Raw genomic sequence first — 15,361 nt, forward strand, 5'->3', positions numbered from 1 at the left:
GTCGAGCCCGAGACCGGCTTATACACCGCCGTCACCCTCACGCCCGGCGCCGGCCCCGAGCACCACGAAGCCACCGTCGGCCTGCACCTGCTCGCGGACGAAGACGGGCCGGTGGACGCCTTCGGCGACACCGCCTACTCCACCGGCCAGGCCCGCCAGGCCCTGGAACAGGCAGGTCACCGGCTGTTCCTCAAGCCCGCCCCACTCCGGGCGGCCGTCCCTGGCGGCTTCACCCTCGACGACTTCACCATCGACACCACCGCCGCCACGGTGACCTGCCCCGCCGGACACACCGTTGCTCTGTCCGACCCCGGCGGCCGGCACCAGCAGCGCACGGCCGCCTTCAAGGACCGGTGCACCGGCTGCCCACTGCGTCAGCGATGCACCAAGGCCAAAGCCGGACGCATCCTGACCATCCGCCCCCACCACGACCTCCTCGCGGCCGCCCGCCGCCAGGCCGCCACCGACCCCGCATGGCAGGCCGACTACCGCCGCTGGCGACCACCGGTCGAACGCGCCGTCGCCTGGCTCGTCCAGCACGGCAACCGCCGCCTGCGCTACCGCGGCACCATCGCCAACGACACCTGGCTCCACACCCGAGCCGCCGCCCTCAACCTCCGCCGGCTCATCAACCTCGGACTCACCCACACCGGCGGAATCTGGCACCTCAACCCGGCCACCGCATAGCAAAACAGGGGCTGTCCGGCCTACGGCCGAACAGCCCCACACCAAGATCTTCACCAGTCTTCTAGGGCGTGTCGTCAAATGCCCGCCTGCCCAGCGACGCCTGGCACGGCACCTCGCTGCGTTGTCGAATCGTCCGAGTAGCCCACTACGAGGACGACTCTCCGCCTTGCGATGCACCACACCAGACGCCGCTGGGCCCGCCCTTCGGGCGGCCGGCGCTCATTTGACGACACGCCCTAGGCGCCGCCGGCGGACCACCCCCGAGGCGCGGTGCGCGGCCACTGCACGGGTGGGCAAGGGACGGTGCACAACGGGGCAAGGTGCCCGGAGCGAGTCCTCCTACGGTCGGAGGTGTCCCTCACAAGTGGGACGCCACCGCGCGGGTCCGGGACCCTCGTGGATCCGCCGGATCCCGGCCCCGCGCACGGACCTTGAGGAAGTGACGCCGATGCCGGACATCGAACAGTTCGAGGAGGATTCGGACGACGGACGACAGATGCGGAACCTGGCCGTCGTGGGGGGCGTGGTGTGGATCCTCGCGCTGTGCGCGGTCTGCGTGACGCTGCCGCTGTTCTCGCATCCGAGTCTGGCCTGCGGACTCGCCCCCCTGGTCACCGCGGGGGCGGTGGCGATGGTGATGGGCCGTGTGAAGGACCGTTACCGCCACGGGGCGGCGCGGGCGCGTGCCGTTGCGGAGACCGTGCGCCGCACCCTGCTGCGGCCGCTCCCCGAGCGCATCGGCGCACTGGGGCTCGCCTCCGTCTACCGGGCCTGCGGGGGCCGGGGACAGGTCGGCGGGGACCTCTACGCCGTCGCACGGAACGGCCGGACGACGCGTCTGATCATCGGCGACGTGTGCGGCAAGGGGCTGCCGACCTTCGAGGACGTCGCCGCCGTGCTCGGGGCGTTCCGTGAATGGGCGCCGCGCGCCGCGAACCTGACGGAGCTGTCGGCGCGCCTGGAGGAGAGCTTCCTGCGCCACCTCGCCGAGAGCGAGGACGGCGCCCGCGACACCGACGAACGCTTCGTGACCGCGCTGCTGCTGGAGGTCCGCGACGGCGAGCGGCTCGCCCGCCTGGTCAACCACGGGCATCCGCCGCCGGTACGGGCCCGTGGGGGGAGCGTCGCCCTGGTGGCGGGCTGTCCCTCGCCCCCGCTCGGACTGCGCGCCGTGCGGGAGTGCGGAGCCGTCGAGGAGTGCTTCGAACTGGCCGCGGGCGACACCCTGTTGCTCTACACCGACGGGCTCGTCGAGGCCCGCGACGCCGCCGGGCACTGCTACCCGCTGCTGGACCGTGCGACCGCGTGGCGGTGGGTGCGGCACGGCCTGGCCCACCACGATCGCCTGCCGGACGCACTCGGGGAGATCCTCCGGGACCTCGTCGAGCACGCCGGCGCGCTTCCGGCCGACGATCTCGCGATGGTCGCGCTGACCCGGGTGGAGGAGCCGGCCGCGGCCGCGCTGCCCCGGCCCGCCGGTGAGGCCCGGCGTGAGGACACGGGGCAGCTGACGCAGGATTGATGACCTGTCAGGTCTGCCGGGGGACGTGGGCGGTGGCCTGCAGGGGCGTGGCCTGCAGGCCACCGGCCTGCCGCCACTCCGCGGGGGAGAGGCCGTAGACCGCCCGGAAGGTGCGGCTGAAGTGGGCGTGGCTGGCGAAGCCCCAGCGGTGCGCGATCGCCGCCACGGTCCGCCCGGCGAACTCCGGCCGGACGAGGTCCCTGCGGCAGGCCTCCAGCCTGAGGCGCCGGATCCACCGGCCGACGGTCAGGGGCTCGTCCTGGAAGAGCTGGTACAGGTAGCGGACGGAGACGTGGTGCGCGGCCGCCACCGACGCCGGGGAGAGGGCGGGGTCGTCCAGGTGGCCGCGGATGTAGGCGCGGACGTGCTGGAGCAGGGCCCGCTCCGCGGCGGACTGCTCCCCGGTGGTCCCCTCCAGCGCGACCAGGGCGGTCAGCACGTCGACGATGCCCTGGCGCAGGAAGCGGTTCGCGTCCTGCGCGCAGATGCAGTGGTCCGTCGTGGTCACCAGCCCGTCGACGTACGAGGCGAGGACCCCGCCGATCCCTTGGCCGGGGGAATAGGCCCGGCCGGTGGCCAGGCGCAGGAGGGAGTCGGGGAGGTCCAGCATCTGCCGCGGGACCGTGGCCACGTGCTGCCGGACCGGGCCGGTGAAGTCCAGGACGTAGGGCCGCCGGTTGTCGAGGATGACGAGTTCGCCGGCGGACAGCAGCGTCTCCCGGCCGTCCTGGACCGCGACGCTGCCGCCGCTGTGCTGCAGGCTCACCATGAGCGAGCCGTCGCCGTCGGCGGCGATGAGCGGCGCGGTGCGCGCCATCTGCTGCCGGCTCGCCTCGAGGAAGCCGGCCTGGACGCCGGCGAGGCAGGTCCGGCGTATCGCCCCGTGGAGCTCTGACGTCTCCGCGGTGCGGATGTCCAGCCGGGTGAACGCCCGCTGGACGGCGTCCCTCCAGTACTCGGCGCGCTCGGCGGGCGGTTGGATGTCTGTGCAGAATGCTTCGATCACGATGTCCTCGCGAACTGTGCGGAGTTGCCCGGTTCCCCGGGGCCCGGCGGCGCTTCCGCATCGGGCGCGGTCCGCACGGGGAACCCCATCGCGGCCACCGTAGGCCGGGCAGCGGCCGTCGACGGCCCTGACGGCCGGGAATACGGGACATCCGCAGACATTGCGAGGGACACCCGCAAACACGAAACGGCGTGATTGATACATTCTTCACATTTGTTGGTCAATACATACAAGACGGGCTGAAGGGGGGCGCCGTGCCGTGCCGCCGTGCGCGGACCGGTGGTCGTGCCACCTCGACCGGGTCGTACTCCGCACCCGAAAACGGTTGCGCCGACGTCCCCTTGCTGGAGCGCGGTCGTGCGGGCTCCGGGCGCCGGGCCCGGCCGGCGGACGGGGAAGGCGAACGCGCGCGGCTGCCCGGGACGTGCAGGAAGCCCGCAGCCGGCCGCACGTCTCTTCGGGAACTCCGCAGGCCCGCGCGGCCCGTGGGCGGAAGGCCCGGCGAACCCGGGGCTGGCCGGCCCGCCGGGCGGTGCGGCCGGGTGCCGGTCCCGGGTTCCCGCTCCGTACGGCGAGGCCGCGGCCGTTCCCGGGCCCGCGTGCCGGCCGGACGCCTCAGGCGCCGATGCGGGGCGGCCTGACCGTTCCGTGGACCTGCCGGGCGTGGGACGCGTACCGGCGGCGCCCCAGGAAGGGGACGATGATCCGGACCGGCAGCGGGGCCGTCGCCAGGACCGCCTTGACGACCTCGGGGTCACCCTCGTACATGGCCATCCCGAAGGCGAGGGGCAGGTCCTTCTTCGGCGTGTTCTGCATCCCGTGCTCGCCCAGCTGGTGCCACTCCGCCGCGGTGACGTGCTTCGCGGCCAGCGGCAGGATCTCCTTCTCCTCCAGCGCCATGTGCTGGATGAGCACCGTCAGCAGCCGCTCGGACGCCTCGGCGAGCTGCTCGCCGCCCTGGGCGGTCGGGACCCAGCCCCTGAGCAGTCCGGTGACCTCGGCGTGCAGTTCCTCGATGGCGTGGTGCTGCTGCTCCATCATCGGCACGATGGCTTCCGCGTCGAGGCCCGCCCGCTCGACCAGCTTGGGCCAGAGCAGCTTGTCCTCGCCCTCGTGGTGCGTGTGCAGGATCCGGCACACCAGCTCCGCGTGCGCGCCGATGACCTCGGCGCGCCGGGTGTCGCCGGGCGTGACGGACCGGATGAGCTCGGGAAGCAGTCTGAACTCCCGGCGCATCGCGGTGTGAGCCATGTACATGTCACGCGTATCGGCCACGGGTTCATCGACGAGTGGAGCCATTGTCTCTTCCTTGTATGGCCGCCTGGCATCCCCCCGCGATGCCAGGCGGCCCGTATCGGGCAGGCCCCGCGCACCCGCCGGCGGCCCTCGGTGTGCGGACCGCCTTCGGTGGCACGGGCGGGGTGCCGCCGGGTGACACGGAGTGCGCAGGGTGATCAGGACGGAGGAAAGTGCAGATCAGTGCGGCTTCCGGCGGCCCAGGCCACTGTCTCAGTCGCTCCCCGGCGGCCGCATGCGTCAAATGCCCCTGGTCCCGGGCGGCCGCATGGGTCGTCTGACGCTGCCACCGTGACGGGCGCGGCCGTCCCCTCCTCAGTGCGGTGGGGCGGTGCCGTTCGTGGTGACCTTCGGCACGTGACCAGGCGGTTCCCGGCGGGCGCTCCCGGCGGCGTGCGGCGGATCCCGTCGGCCTCCGTGGCGTCGGGGGGCGCCGCCCACGACTTCGCCGGCGGGTGCGGGCCGGCCCGGCCGGGTGCCGGTCGCCGACCCGGCTCCTCCACCGTGGCGGCGCCGGGTGTGCGGCATAGCAGACGCCGGCGGTGTGCTGCCGCGTCGAGAGGGGGTGAGTCGCACCCCCTCAACGCGGCGGGAGGGCAGGCGGGTTGGGGCATATACTTGCCGCGTCAAGTAACCCCCTCCTGTGCTCCGTCGCGCGTCGGTCGCGGCCGGGTGCGGCGACCCCCGTGCGTGGCGGGGTGGGAAGGAGAGCTCGAACCATGTCGACCGAAGCCGTCCCTCCTCGCGCCGCCCGGGCGTTACGGTCCGGCCCCGTTGCGGTCCTGCCCGCGCACACCCAGGAGCACGGCGAGGAGTCCTACCGGCGTACCGGGCCGGGACGGCGGAGACCGGCGAACGCCTCGGGGGGCCGCATGCTCCCCGAGCGCCGCCGGCCCCGCCCGGTCGCGGTAGCCGATCCGCACCAATGCTCTTGCACACCGCAGTGGCCGAGCCTGTGGCCGGCCACGGAGAGAAGCCCGGGGATGGCGCACGTCGCCATCGGGGGGCAAGGAGAACTTGTGGCTGTCTCGCCCATCAGCGTGTTCGACACGATCGTCCGTACGGACCTGCCCCAGCGACCCCCCGTGCTGTTCGACACGGTGTGCGTGCTCGGTGGCAGTGTCGCGGGACTGCTGGCCGCCCGTGTCCTCGCGGACCACGCCCGGAAGGTCGTGATCGTCGAGCGCGACACGACGAACGTGGACGGGCGCTCCCGCGCCGGCGTCGCCCACGACGCCCAGGTGCACGGCCTGCAGCCCGGCGGGCTCGCACAGGTGGAGCGCTGGCTGCCGGGCTTCACGCAGGAGGCGCGGGACTTGGGCGGCGTCCTTCTCCGGCCCGACCGCACGACCATGTACGTCGACGGCCAGGAGCAACTGCGCGTCGGCGACACCGAGTTCCTCTTCTGCACCCGCCCGTTCCTGGAGTCGCGCATCCGCAGCCGGGTCCTGGCCCTGCCCAACGTGGAGACCCTGACGGCGCAGGCGACGGGCCTCGAGTTCGATGACGACGGCGGGGTGACCGGCGTGCGCCACACCGTCGACGGCGTCGCCGGCACGCTGCCCGCCGAGTTCGTGGTGGACGCGATGGGGCGGTCCAGCAAGGCGCCGGAATGGGTCGAGCGGGCGGGCTTCGACAAGCCCCCGCTGCAGCGCATGCAGACCGGGGTCCACTACGCGACCGCGCTCTTCGAGCGGACCGGCCGGCACGCGGAGGAGCCCTTCTTCACGGGCGCGCGCTTCACCCTGCCGCCCGGGCCCGACGGCCTGGCCGTCGCGCTGGTCAAGCCCGTCGAGGGCGGCCAGTGGCTCGTGGGGCTGACGACCCACGCGGACGGCCGCGCTCCCCGGACGATCGAGGAGTTCCGCGCGCTGTGCCGGAAGCTGCCGTACCCGTTCGCAGAGGTGACCGGCGGTACCGTCACCCGGGCCGTCCTGAACTTCCACCAGTCGGACAGCCGGCGCCGTGACTTCACGGGGCTGTCGCGCTACCCGTCCCGTCTGGTGAGCGTCGGCGACTCGGTGGCGTCCCTGAACGCCACCTACGCCCAGGGCATGACGTCCGCCGCCTTCCACGCCTCCTGCCTGTCCGAGTACCTCAACGGGCCGGTCGACCTCGCCGCGCCCGCCACCGGGTTCTTCGCCCTGCAGGACGTGGCGGTCGACGCCGTGTGGGCCGTGTCGGCCGGCTCGGACGCCGCGCTCCGCGACGCGATCGAGGGGGCCGAGGTGCCCGAGGAGGTGCAGAAGCAGCGCTGGGGCATGATGCAGCTCGCGCAGGCCTCGCTGACGGACGCCACCATCGCGGAGGCGACCGGCGCCGTCTTCTACGGCCTGGCCCACCCGATGTCCCTGGGCGACCCCGCTCTCCTGGAGCGGGCGCTCGCCGTGAACGGCCAGGGGCCCGCCGGCTCCTGAGCACAGCTGCGGCACGGCCGCGGCGGAGGGTCGCCGCGGCGCCGCCCGTCACAGGGCGTACCCGGGGAAGGAAACGCCTCCCGACGGTGTTGGACAGGTCTGTGCAGCGAGATTGAACAGACCTGTCTACTCGATCGAGGGGACGGCGGTATGTCCGAGCAATGCACCGCGCAGGACCGCGACACCGTCCGGGCCCTTCGGGCCGATGGCCGTCCCGGCGGCCATGGGGCGGCCCGCGCCGTACCGGCGTCGAGGAGCTCCCGCAAGGGGGTGCTGCCGCCGCGGGCCGCGTTCTACCTGCTCGCCTCGATCGTGGTGTCCTTCCTGGCGGGCTCCAGCGCCCCCACCCCGCTGTACGCCGTGTACCAGGCGGAGTGGGGGTTCGGCCCCGTGACGACGACCCTGGTGTTCGGGGTGTACGCGATCGCCGTCCTGGTCTCGCTGCTCACCCTGGGCCGGTTGTCCGACCACCTCGGCCGCCGGCCCGTCCTGCTGGCGGCCCTCACCGCGCAGGCGGCGGCGATGGTGGTGTTCGCCACCGCCCACGGCGTGCCGGAACTCAGGTCGGCCGGGTCGTCCAGGGACTCTCGACAGGGGCCGCGCTGGGCGCGATCGGTGCCGGGATGATGGACATCGACCGCCGCCGCGGGACCGTCGCCAACTCCCTCGCCCCGGGTCTCGGCACCGCCACCGGCTCGCTGGTGTCGGCCTTCCTCGTCCAGTACCTGCCCGCGCCGACGCACCTGGTGTACCTGGCCCTCCTCGTCGTGATGGCCGTGCAGGCACTCGGCGTCGTCCTGATGCGCGAGACCCTCACACCCGGCCCGGGCGCCCTGGCCACGCTGGTTCCGGACGTCAGGCTCCCCAGGACGGTGCGGCGCGCGGTCCTCAACGCCGCCCCGGTCCTCTTCGCGGTCTGGGCCCTCACGGGCTTCTACGCCTCCCTGGGCCCGTCGCTCGTACGGACCCTCACCCACTCCACGTCGGCCGTGTACGGCGGGCTGGCCCTGTTCGTCCTGGCCGGAGTGGCCGCCGCCGCGACCCTCGTGCTGCGTGCGGCACCCGCGCGCGGCGTCATGTTCACCGGCATCGGCGCCCTCGTCGCCGGTGTCGCCCTGACCCTGGTCTCCGTGCAGAACGGCTCGTCCGCCCTGTTCTTCGCGGGCTCCGCCCTCGCCGGGATCGGCTTCGGCGGCGGCTTCCAGGGCGGCATCCGCACGGTCATGCCGCTGACCGCCGCCCACGAGCGTTCCGGGGTGCTGTCGCTGCTGTACGTCGTGTCCTACCTGGGCATTGGCGTGCCGTCGGTGATCGCGGGGTACCTCGTCGTCCACGCCGGGGGCCTGCTGGCCACCGCCCGGGAGTACGGCGCGGCCGTCATCGTCCTGGCCCTGCTGGCCCTGACCGGACTGCTCACCGAACGGCGCGGCAACCGGTCACGACCCGGCATTGCCTAAGGTGATCCCGGGGAACGGACGAGTACCGGTGACCGGTGAGGAGGAGGTCGTGATGGCTGCCGACAGCGCAAGCGGACGGCGAGCGCACACCCGGGCCGGGCCCTCGGCGCGCGAACGCCTGCTGACCGCCGCCGACGAACTGTTCTACGCGGAGGGCGTGCGGACGGTCGGCATCGACCGCGTCATCGAGCGGGCCGGAGTGGCCAAGGCCTCCCTCTACAACACCTTCGGCAGCAAGGACGAACTCGTCCACGCCTACCTGCAGTCGCGGCACGCCGCCACCACCGCGCGCATCCTCGCCTTCCTCGAACGCTGCGAGACCCCGCGCGACCGGCTCCTCGGCGTCTTCGACGCGCAGTCGGAGTCGTTCAGGGGCCCGGGCCACCGCGGCTGCGCCTTCATCGCGGCGAGTGCCGAGGCCGAGGTCGGCAGCGGCACGGAACGGGCCTCCCGCGACTACCGGGCATGGGTGCGCGCCCTGTTCACCGACCTCGCCCGCCAGGCCGGCGTCCCGGATCCGGAGACCCTGGCGCGCCGTCTGCACCTCCTCTACGACGGATGCGCCGTCTCGGCGCGCATGGACGCCGACCCCGAAGCGGCGGACGTGGCGAGGGCGGCCGCCGAGATCCTCCTGGACGCCGCGCTGTCCCCGGCGCCCGGCCACGGCGGCACCGGCCGCGGATGAGCCGGTGTCGGCCCCGTGGGCGGAGGTAGCGGAGGTAAATGCCGCGCCGCGGCCCCGCGCCGTGGTGGAGGGTGGGCGCATGGAGTTCTTCTGCTACCACCGCGACCGGGCCGACTCTCTGACGTTGCGTCAGAAACTGCTCGAAGCGCACTGGTCCTACATGGACGGCTTCGAGCGCGAGATGATCGCCCGCGGCCCGACCCTCACCGCCGAGGACGGGGAGCCCACCGGCAGCGTGCACATCATCGACCCGGCGGCGGCCCGCGCGTTCGCCTTCGACGAGCCCGGTCACCAGGCCGGCGTCCACCGGGACGTGCTGCTGAGGCGGTGGCGCAACCTCCTGGGGCGCACCATGTGGGACTTCCCCGGCGGCCGCACCGGCGGCAGCCGCTACCTGGTGCTCGGTCTCGGTGAGGGGCGCGGCGCCGACCTCGTCGTGCCGGACGGTCAGGACGAACTCATCGCGTACGGGCCCCTGTTGTCCGACGACGGCAGCACATGGCTGGGCACCGCCGCGCTCGTCCGGGCTGCGGATCCGGACACCGCGCGTGCCGTCCTGACGGCCGGCGCGTACGCAGGGATCGAGGTCCACCCCTGGCAGTTCGGCGGCCGGTCGTGATCCGGCCGGTCGTGATCCGGCCGTGGGTGATCAGGCCGTTCGCGATCCGGCCGTTCGCGATCCGGGCCCGGGATACCGGGGCGCGTCGCCCGGTCCGGCCCGGGCCCACCGGCTGAGGTCCCCGCGTTCCCCTCAGGACCCGTTCCCGAGCGCTCCGGCCAGCCGCTCGGCGTGGGCGGTGGCCTCGCCGGCCCGGCGACGCGCGTCACGGGCGGCCTCGCCGGCGTCGCGGTGCCGGTTTCGTGCGCGGTCCTGATCGTCGCGGGCCGCGCGGAGGGCCCGCTCCGCGTCCTCGACCTGCCCGAGCAGTTCGTCGAGGCGGTGCTGCGCATCGGCGCGGCGGCGCTCGGCGGCGTCGAGGTCCGCCCGGGCGGCCGCGGCGTCGGCCTCCCGGTGCTGGGCCTCGCGTTCGGCCTGGCGGGCCTGGCGTCCGGCCTGTGCGGCCTCTTCGCGCCGGTGCCGGCGCTCCGCCGCGCGGCGGGCGCGCTCCTCGTCGTCGGCGGCCTTCGCGGCCTTCTTCGCCTGCCTCTTCGCCGGCTCCTTGCCCGGCGGGCGGCGGGCCGGCTCGCGTACGGGTGTGGTCGCGGTGCTGCCCGCGATGTCGAAGGTCGCCGACAGCGGCTTGGTGAGGCGGCCTCCGGCGAACGCCTCGCCGGCGCCGGCGTCGGCGAGCGCGGCGTGCAGGGTCTCCTCGACCTCCTGCACGGCCTGGGCGGTGAGGGGGTGCCCGGCATCGGCGGCGAGCCGTCCGGCCTGCTGGGACAGCGCGCGTACGAGTTCCCTCTGCCGGCGGTTGAGCAGGCGCAGTTGTTCCCCGTCGAGACTCCGGTGGGCCCGGCGCAGGGCTTCGCCGAGCGCGAGGAGGGCGCCGGTCTCCTCGTGGTGTTCACGGGCCAGCAGGTTGGCGGCCCAGGCCGAGGCGGTGGGTCTGCGCAGGGCGGCGATCCGGTCGGCGAGGGGCCGGTCGCCGGCCTTCCTGGCGGCCTGCGCGTGGGTGTTGCGGGCGGCGGTGAAACGGCCGGGGGGCAGCCGGTACAACTCGTCGGCGACCGCGTCGAGGCCGGCGGGAGCGTCCTTGCGTGCCACGGTGCACCACCTGCCCGGCCGTCGGCCCGTACGAACGGCCCCGCCGGGCGCCGGGGCCGGGGCGCCGGAGCGGGCCGGGGACTGCTGCCGCCCATCGAACAGCCGCCCCGGCCGCCCCGCAGCCCCACCGCACCCGATCGGGTCGGGACCGGGCCTAACGGCCGCCGAGCACGTCCCGGAGGCGGGCGGTGAACTCGGCGGGATGCGTGGTCAGGCCGACGTGACCGCCCGGGAAGAGGCGCAGCCCGGTGCCGAGGCGCTCGGCCAGGGAGGCGACGGCGCGGTGCGGGAGTTCGCCGCGCGAGTCCTCGCCCGCGGCCAGGACGATCCGGTCCGACAGCGCCTTGAGCCGGTCGGTGTCGGGGACGTACGCCATGAAGGCCGGGACGACGCGTCCGACGAAGAGAGGGAGGTTGACCGCGGTCCGCTGGACCCGTGCCGCCGCGCGCGGGGGCAGTTCGATCGCGGGCGCCGGGCCGCTGCCGTCGTCGTCCTTCCTCATGCCCTCGGCGAACGCCGCCATCGCCGGCGTCGGCCCTGCTCGCGGTAGGTGTCCCGGACGCGGGCGACGAGCGCCCGGTGTTCGTCGGCGTCGGGGAGGAGTTCCACGACCGGCGGTTCGTGCGCCACGAGGCCTGCGACGCGTCCGGGGCGGGCGGCGAGCAGGAGGAGCGCGGTGATCGCGCCGGAGCTGGCACCGAAGACGTAGGCGGGCTCGTGGGGCGAGAGCAGGTCGAGGAGGCGGAGCGCGTCGTCGGCGTGCTCGGCCACGTGCTGCTCGGCGTCCGGGTCGTCGAGGGTGCTGCGGGACATGCCGCGGGGGTCGTAGGTGGCGACGGTGTGCTCGGCGGCCAGGTCGTCGGCGACGTCCTCGAAGGTCGCGGCACCGCCGGTGCCTCCCGGGACCAGGAGGAGGAGGGGGCCCCGGCCGCGTACCTCGTAGTGCAGGGTGGCGCCGTCCACCCGCAGGGTGCCGGTGGTGGGGTCGGTCGTCGTCATGGGGCTGCTTCTCCGTCTCGGTCCCGGGGCCAGTGCTCCAGGAGGGTGTGCAGGGCGTCGAGGGCGCGGAGCCAGGAGTGTTCCGGCGAGCGCCGGTGGGCGAAGCCGCCCGCGGCTTCCAGGGCGACGAAGCCGTGGAAGGTGCTGCGCAGGAGCCGTACGGCGTCGGTGAGGTCCGGTTCGGCGAGTCCGTAGGCGTGGAGGATGCCGTAGGTCAGCTCGACGGCGCGTCGTGGTCCGGGGGCCGCGGCGGCCAGTTCGGGGTCGATCCGCAGGGGGGTCTGCGTCGCGGTGTAGCGGCCGGGGTGCCGGTGGGCGTACGTGCGCCAGGCGTTCGCGTACGCGACGAGCGCCTCCTTGCCGGCGCGGCCCGCGGTGGCCTCGGCGATGAGGATGGTCTTCTCGTCGGCGGCCAGGAGCGCGATGCGGCCCCGCAGGTCCTCGAGGTTGCGGACGTGGGTGTAGAGGCTGGCGTCCTTGACGCCGAGCCGCCGGGCGACCTGGGACATGGTCACGTGGTCGAGGCCGACCTCGTCCGCCAGTTCGGCGCCCGCGACCGTCACCCGTTCCGCCGTCAGTCCGGCTCGTGCCATGCGCCCTCCTGTTTCCTAGGGGGCTTCACTTTAACCTAGGGATCCTAGGTTCTGCGAACGAGTATGTGGCGCGGGGGAGAGGGTGCGGCAACGGCGGCCTCACGGGGCCTCGTTGCGGGCCAGGACCCCTGGCGCGGGTCGGGGGCCGCCCGTTGCCGCCGGCTGCCCGGCGGGCGCTCCGCGCGGGGAATGCGACGTCCCGTCACCCGCTTTGGCTACTGAATGTGCACACCTCATTACCCAGGGCGATTCTTGCTGTGGGCTCGCCGCTGTCCCTGACGGTTCCCTCTCCTGGTGACGGCTTCGGCCGCGCGCCCGCGAGCCCCTTCCTGGAGGTGACGTGTTGTCCCGAATAGCCGTGTCTGGGGCGTCCGAACGGCGGCGCCGAGGTCTTCTGCGGATGTGGACGATGGCCGCCGGCGTGGCCCTTGCGTCCAGTGCTGTGACAGGTGCCGCCCATGCGGAAGGTGCCGACGCCGGTCAGGCGGGCGCCGTGAAGCCCGACGCCCGGAGCGGTCTCGCCGACCCGTGCTTCCTCTTCCCCTACTTCCCCGGGTACTGCCCGAGCCGCCCCGGCTACGGACATAACGGTCACCACGGCTGGCCCGGTTATCCCGGCTATCCCGGCCGCCCCGGTCCGCCCGGGCCCCCCGGGCCGCAGGGTCCCGCCGGTCCTGCGGGTCCTGCGGGTCCTGCCGGCGGTACGGGTCCGCAGGGTCCTCCCGGACCGCAGGGTGACCCCGGTGGTACGGGCCCGCAAGGTCCTCCCGGACCGCAGGGTGACCCCGGTGGTACGGGTCCGCAGGGTGACCCCGGACCGCAGGGTCCGCCCGGGGCCGGCGCCGCACCCCACGACCTGGTGGACTTCACCGCCAACGGGACGTTCACCCCGCCCGCCGACGTCACCAAGGTCTTCGTCCAGGTGTGGGGCGCCGGGGGCGGCGGCGGTGGAATCGGCGTCCCTCTCGTCCTCGGCGGAGGCGGGGGTGCCGGCGGCTTCGCCTGGTGCGCCGTACCGGTGACGCCCGGCACGCCCTACACCGTGACGATCGGCCAAGGGGGCGCCGGTTCCTCGACGATCGCCACGGACGGCGTCGGTGGTACGGCCACCATCCTGTCCGGCCCCGGCGGGCCGCTCGCGACCGCCACCGGTGGTGCCGGCGGACACGCCGGCTCGCTCGCGGCCACTCCCAGTCCCGGTGGAACCGGTACCTGTTCGGGGAGCGGCACGACCCGTCCGGGCGCGGCGGGCCAGCCGCCCGTGAGCAGCGGCGTGGTGGGCCAGGGTGGCCGGCCCGCGGTGAACGGCATCGTCGAGCCCAGTCCGGCGGGTGCGGGCACCGGTGGCAACGGTGCCCTGGTCGCCCTGCAGCCGGCCCTCGACGGCGGCGACGGATACGCCGTCATCTGGTGGTAGGCACGTAGGAGGAGCAGGACGGCGGAACGCCGGCGAACACCCGCAACGGGCACGCCACAGGCCCGGCGCACCCCCAGGGGCGCGCCGGGCCTGTTCCGGTGCCGCCCGCACCTGGGCGAGCCGCGCTCCGGTGCGGGGCGCCGTTCAGCCCTCGGTCAGGCCGACCAGTTCCCGGCGCAGGGCGTCGAGTTCCGCCGCGGGGGAGTCCCGCACCATGCGGAGGATCTCCCTGGCCTCCTCGCCCACCGGGATCCGGGCCGGGAGCGGCGCCGTGTCGATCAGCTCCGTCAGCTCCGCCGCCGCTTGCTCGATGGTCATCCCACCGGCTTCCATGCTCCTCAGGCACGAGCACGTCCAGCCCCGCGGTGCCCACGGCTGGGGTGCCCCGGCTCGCCCAACGCGCCACCGCCGCCCCGTCCGTGATGTCGCAGAGGGCCGGCGTGATCCTGCCGTCCGAGGCACGTCCCGGCGCCCGTGATGGCCACCGAACGTTGAGCGACTCTTGATTCGTCTGCCATGTCCCGTTTCCTGGGGAGATGTTCGATCGCCAGGCGGTCGCACCGACGCGGCGGCGCGCGCCCCCTTCGCGATTCCGGCGACCGGGACGGCCTGGTGCCCGGACCCGGTACGATCGACCCCAGGGTGTGCTTGATTCGTCAAGCAGATGCGGAGGGGTGCGGCCGGAACCCCTCGTCCGCCGCGGGCGGGGTGGCGTCTCATCATGCGAACAGAGCGCCGACGGAATAGGTGACCGGTCGATTATGGCGTATGGTCCTTGCGTCAACTTCGCGCCCGCCCTACCGAGCCAGGGGAAGCATCAGGTTCCGGGCCGTGAGGCCGAGTTGGGAGCACCTTCGGCACGCGCTTGCCCGGCGCGATGTGCCGTGGGCGCCGACCGCCGTTCCGGGGGCAGCCGATTCCGCCGGATGGGAGTGAGGGCCCTGGGCAGCCGCCCGGCCCGATACGAACAGGATGTAAGGCATTGAGCACCGCATCGCCGATGGACGTGACGCGTGACTTCTGCGCCGCCTTCGGCCCCACCTACGAGGATGCCGTCGCCGCCTGCGAGCGGTTCGTCCACCCCGACGTCAGCTGGCGGTCGGTCACCTCCAACGACCACCCGGTGGACAGCCTGGACGCGCTGCTGGACGACCTGCGCCGCGCCAGGGACATCCTCGGCGCCGAGGGCTTCGGCATCGACGTCCACCGCGTCCGTGCCGACGGGGACGTCGTCCTGATGCACAGGACCGACAACATCCTCGACGCGCAGGGCCAGGTGCTGGAGGCGCTCGACCTGATGGCGATGCTCCGCGTCGAGGACGGCAGGATCGTGTGGTCCAGGGAGTACTTCCACGACCCCCTGAGGTTCACCGAGGCCTGGGGCGGCTGACGCGGCCGGCCGCCGCGGCGGACGCGTGCCCCTGCGCGCCTCGCCGGGGGTGGTGCTGTGGACGCCGGGGGCCACCCGGCACCGCCGTCCGCCTCCGGCCCGCACGCGTCGCCGTCAGCCCCCAAGGCCCGGAGCGTGTCACGGTTCCCCCCTGCGGTCGGTCTCCCCTCGGGAGATGCCCGCGGCC

The 15,361-nt window shown here is 74.1% G+C and carries 14 protein-coding genes and 1 pseudogene; 9 read left to right on the forward strand and 6 right to left on the reverse strand.

What is annotated here, in order from left to right:
- Positions 1-687: transposase (locus ACFZAU_RS20015; protein WP_500553258.1), on the forward strand; the 687-nt coding region annotated here is incomplete at its 5' end.
- A gap of 448 nt (positions 688-1,135) precedes the next feature.
- A complete protein-coding gene (locus tag ACFZAU_RS20020) occupies positions 1,136-2,209 on the forward strand; it encodes a PP2C family protein-serine/threonine phosphatase (RefSeq protein WP_500553259.1) in 1,074 nt (357 codons plus the stop codon).
- Positions 2,210-2,216: 7 nt separating this feature from the next.
- Here ACFZAU_RS20020 and ACFZAU_RS20025 read toward each other — a convergent pair whose 3' ends face one another.
- Both ACFZAU_RS20025 and ACFZAU_RS20030 read right to left on the reverse strand, forming a co-directional pair.
- Positions 2,217-3,215: a helix-turn-helix domain-containing protein gene (locus ACFZAU_RS20025; protein ID WP_500553260.1), complete on the reverse strand. Its 999-nt coding sequence runs from the start codon at positions 3,213-3,215 to the stop codon at positions 2,217-2,219.
- A gap of 615 nt (positions 3,216-3,830) precedes the next feature.
- On the reverse strand, positions 3,831-4,472 hold the full coding sequence (locus tag ACFZAU_RS20030; RefSeq protein ID WP_500553261.1) for a hemerythrin domain-containing protein: 642 nt from the start codon (positions 4,470-4,472) through the stop codon (positions 3,831-3,833).
- Positions 4,473-5,530: 1,058 nt separating this feature from the next.
- Between ACFZAU_RS20030 and ACFZAU_RS20035 the strand changes: the two genes are divergently transcribed.
- The 5 genes from ACFZAU_RS20035 to ACFZAU_RS20055 all read left to right on the forward strand — a co-directional run bounded on the left by ACFZAU_RS20035 (position 5,531) and on the right by ACFZAU_RS20055 (position 9,689).
- Entirely contained in the window at positions 5,531-6,928 is a 1,398-nt protein-coding gene (locus tag ACFZAU_RS20035; RefSeq protein WP_500553262.1) for an FAD-dependent oxidoreductase, read from the forward strand.
- A gap of 150 nt (positions 6,929-7,078) precedes the next feature.
- Positions 7,079-7,555, forward strand: coding sequence for an MFS transporter (locus ACFZAU_RS20040; protein ID WP_500553263.1), 477 nt, complete (start codon positions 7,079-7,081; stop codon positions 7,553-7,555).
- Positions 7,552-8,385 carry a hypothetical protein gene (locus ACFZAU_RS20045; RefSeq protein WP_500553264.1) on the forward strand — a complete coding sequence of 278 codons (834 nt, stop codon included), beginning with the start codon at positions 7,552-7,554 and terminating at the stop codon, positions 8,383-8,385. The genes ACFZAU_RS20040 and ACFZAU_RS20045 overlap by 4 nt, the downstream gene beginning before the upstream one ends.
- 52 nt (positions 8,386-8,437) lie before the next feature.
- Entirely contained in the window at positions 8,438-9,070 is a 633-nt protein-coding gene (locus ACFZAU_RS20050; RefSeq protein ID WP_500553265.1) for a TetR/AcrR family transcriptional regulator, read from the forward strand.
- Between the two features lie 79 nt (positions 9,071-9,149).
- A complete protein-coding gene (locus ACFZAU_RS20055) occupies positions 9,150-9,689 on the forward strand; it encodes a YciI family protein (protein WP_500553266.1) in 540 nt (179 codons plus the stop codon).
- Positions 9,690-9,821: 132 nt separating this feature from the next.
- Here ACFZAU_RS20055 and ACFZAU_RS20060 read toward each other — a convergent pair whose 3' ends face one another.
- The 3 genes and pseudogenes from ACFZAU_RS20060 to ACFZAU_RS20070 all read right to left on the reverse strand — a co-directional run bounded on the left by ACFZAU_RS20060 (position 9,822) and on the right by ACFZAU_RS20070 (position 12,367).
- Positions 9,822-10,775: a hypothetical protein gene (locus ACFZAU_RS20060; protein ID WP_500553267.1), complete on the reverse strand. Its 954-nt coding sequence runs from the start codon at positions 10,773-10,775 to the stop codon at positions 9,822-9,824.
- Positions 10,776-10,929: 154 nt separating this feature from the next.
- A pseudogene (locus ACFZAU_RS20065) lies at positions 10,930-11,774 on the reverse strand (alpha/beta fold hydrolase).
- Positions 11,771-12,367, reverse strand: a complete 597-nt coding sequence (locus ACFZAU_RS20070) for a TetR/AcrR family transcriptional regulator (RefSeq protein ID WP_500553268.1) — start codon at positions 12,365-12,367, stop codon at positions 11,771-11,773. The pseudogene ACFZAU_RS20065 and the gene ACFZAU_RS20070 overlap by 4 nt, the downstream one beginning before the upstream one ends.
- A gap of 859 nt (positions 12,368-13,226) precedes the next feature.
- Here ACFZAU_RS20070 and ACFZAU_RS20075 point away from each other — a divergent pair.
- Positions 13,227-13,784 carry a glycine-rich domain-containing protein gene (locus tag ACFZAU_RS20075; protein ID WP_500553269.1) on the forward strand — a complete coding sequence of 186 codons (558 nt, stop codon included), beginning with the start codon at positions 13,227-13,229 and terminating at the stop codon, positions 13,782-13,784.
- 144 nt (positions 13,785-13,928) lie between these two features.
- Here the strand turns inward: ACFZAU_RS20075 and ACFZAU_RS20080 are convergent, their stop codons facing one another.
- On the reverse strand, positions 13,929-14,102 hold the full coding sequence (locus ACFZAU_RS20080) for a hypothetical protein (RefSeq protein WP_500553270.1): 174 nt from the start codon (positions 14,100-14,102) through the stop codon (positions 13,929-13,931).
- Positions 14,103-14,766: 664 nt separating this feature from the next.
- On the opposite strand from ACFZAU_RS20080, the gene ACFZAU_RS20085 reads away from it, so the two are divergent.
- Positions 14,767-15,174, forward strand: coding sequence for a nuclear transport factor 2 family protein (locus tag ACFZAU_RS20085; RefSeq protein WP_500553271.1), 408 nt, complete (start codon positions 14,767-14,769; stop codon positions 15,172-15,174).
- The last annotated feature ends 187 nt before the right edge of the window (positions 15,175-15,361 follow it).

The organism is Streptomyces sp. NPDC008238 (assembly GCF_042956445.1).
Taxonomy (GTDB): domain Bacteria; phylum Actinomycetota; class Actinomycetes; order Streptomycetales; family Streptomycetaceae; genus Actinacidiphila.